The 3,000-nt window shown below is 52.5% G+C and carries 1 rRNA gene; it reads right to left on the reverse strand.

Annotated elements, in window-relative coordinates:
- Window position 1: 1 nt before the first annotated feature.
- A 23S ribosomal RNA gene (locus tag ACTWQM_RS19960) occupies window positions 2-2,920 on the reverse strand.
- Window positions 2,921-3,000: the final 80 nt, after the last annotated feature.

Genomic DNA, 3,000 nt, shown 5'->3' on the forward strand with positions numbered 1-3,000 from the left:
ATTAGTTAAGTCCTCGATCTATTAGTATCCGTCAGCTCCACGTGTCACCACGCTTCCACCTCGGACCTATCAACCTCATCGTCTCTGAGGGATCTTACTCACTCGAAGTGATGGGAAGTCTCATCTTGAGGGGGGCTTCATGCTTAGATGCTTTCAGCACTTATCCTTGCCACACGTAGCTACCCAGCTATGCTCCTGGCGGAACAACTGGTACACCAGCGGTGTGTCCATCCCGGTCCTCTCGTACTAAGGACAGCTCCTCTCAAACTTCCAGCGCCCACGACGGATAGGGACCGAACTGTCTCACGACGTTCTGAACCCAGCTCGCGTACCGCTTTAATGGGCGAACAGCCCAACCCTTGGGACCGACTACAGCCCCAGGATGCGATGAGCCGACATCGAGGTGCCAAACCTCCCCGTCGATGTGAACTCTTGGGGGAGATAAGCCTGTTATCCCCGGGGTAGCTTTTATCCGTTGAGCGATGGCCCTTCCATGCGGAACCACCGGATCACTAAGCCCGACTTTCGTCCCTGCTCGACTTGTAGGTCTCGCAGTCAAGCTCCCTTCTGCCTTTACACTCTGCGAATGATTTCCAACCATTCTGAGGGAACCTTTGGGCGCCTCCGTTACTCTTTGGGAGGCGACCGCCCCAGTCAAACTGCCCGCCTGACACTGTCTCCGAACCGGATTACGGTCCTGGGTTAGAATGTCCGTACAGCCAGGGTGGTATCCCACGGATGCCTCCTCCGAAGCTAGCGCTCCGGTATCGACGGCTCCCACCTATCCTGTACAAGCTGTACCAACATTCAATATCAGGCTACAGTAAAGCTCCACGGGGTCTTTCCGTCCTGTCGCGGGTAATGTGCATCTTCACACATAGTATAATTTCACCGGGTCTCTCGTTGAGACAGTGCCCAAGTCGTTGCACCTTTCGTGCGGGTCGGAACTTACCCGACAAGGAATTTCGCTACCTTAGGACCGTTATAGTTACGGCCGCCGTTTACTGGGGCTTCGGTTCTACGCTTCGCACCGAAGTGCTAACGCTTCCCCTTAACCTTCCAGCACCGGGCAGGTGTCAGCCCCTATACTTCGCCTTTCGGCTTCGCAGAGACCTGTGTTTTTGCTAAACAGTCGCTTGGGCCTATTCACTGCGGCTCCTCCTTAAAGGAGCACCCCTTCTCCCGAAGTTACGGGGTCATTTTGCCGAGTTCCTTAACGAGAGTTCTCCCGCTCACCTTAGGATTCTCTCCTCGCCTACCTGTGTCGGTTTGCGGTACGGGCACCTATGAACTCACTAGAGGATTTTCTTGGCAGTGTGGAACCAGGAACTTCGGTACTCAATTTCCCTCCCCATCACAGCTCAAAATTGTTGAACGGATTTGCCTATCCAACTTTCTCACTGCTTGGGCGCACATTTCCATCAGTGCGCTTTCCTTATCCTACTGCGTCCCCCCATCGCTCAAACGCTCATGAGGTGGTACAGGAATATCTACCTGTTGTCCATCGCCTACGCCTTTCGGCCTCGGCTTAGGTCCCGACTAACCCTGAGTGGACGAGCCTTCCTCAGGAAACCTTAGGCATTCGGTGAAAGAGATTCTCACTCTTTTTTCGCTACTCATACCGGCATTCTCACTTCCAAGCGCTCCACCAGTCCTCACGGTCTGACTTCTCAGCACTTGGAACGCTCTCCTACCATTGTTCGTAAGAACAATCCGCAGCTTCGGTGATACGTTTAGCCCCGGTACATTTTCGGCGCAGAGTCACTCGACCAGTGAGCTATTACGCACTCTTTAAATGATGGCTGCTTCTAAGCCAACATCCTGGTTGTCTGGGCAACTCCACATCCTTTTCCACTTAACGTATACTTTGGGACCTTAGCTGGCGGTCTGGGCTGTTTCCCTTTCGACTATGAACCTTATCACCCATAGTCTGACTCCCAAGTCTAAGTAGCTGGCATTCGGAGTTTGACTGAATTCGGTAACCCGGTGAGGGCCCCTAGTCCAATCAGTGCTCTACCTCCAGTACTCGTTCCTTGAGGCTAGCCCTAAAGCTATTTCGGAGAGAACCAGCTATCTCCGTGTTCGATTGGCATTTCACCCCTACCCACACCTCATCCCCGCATTTTTCAACATACGTGGGTTCGGGCCTCCAGTCAGTGTTACCTGACCTTCACCCTGGACATGGGTAGATCACACGGTTTCGGGTCTACGACCGTATACTATGACGCCCTATTCAGACTCGCTTTCGCTGCGGCTCCGTGTCTTCCACTTAACCTTGCATACGATCGTAACTCGCCGGTCCATTCTACAAAAGGTACGCCGTCACCCATTAACGGGCTCCGACTACTTGTAGGCACACGGTTTCAGGTTCTATTTCACTCCCCTTCCGGGGTGCTTTTCACCTTTCCCTCACGGTACTGGTTCACTATCGGTCACTAGGGAGTATTTAGCCTTGGGAGATGGTCCTCCCGGATTCCGACGGAATTCCTCGTGTTCCGCCGTACTCAGGATCCACTCCGGAGGAAATTCTCTTTCGACTACAGGGCTCTTACCTGCTTTGGCTGACCGTTCCAGATCGATTCATCTAAAGAATTTCTTGGTAACTCCGATGGAGTGTCCTACAACCCCAGAAAGCAAGCTTTCTGGTTTGGGCTGTTTCCGTTTCGCTCGCCGCTACTTGGGAAATCGCGTTTGCTTTCTCTTCCTCCGGGTACTGAGATGTTTCAGTTCCCCGGGTCTGCCTCACGTATCCTATGTATTCAGATACGCGTCCTGCTCCATTACGAACAGTGGGTTCCCCCATTCGGAAATCCTCGGATCAATGTCTACTTACGACTCCCCGAGGCATATCGGTGTTAGTCCCGTCCTTCGTCGGCTCCTAGTGCCAAGGCATTCACCGTGCGCCCTTCTTCACTTAACTTGTTTTAGTTCCTGTTAACAGAACATACTGTTTGATGTCGTTGAATGTGTTGCTCTTATTTAGTTTTCAAGGTACAAAAA

Origin of the sequence: Virgibacillus sp. L01, from assembly GCF_052246775.1 — a bacterium.
In the GTDB taxonomy this organism is placed as follows: Bacteria; Bacillota; Bacilli; order Bacillales; family Amphibacillaceae; genus Lentibacillus.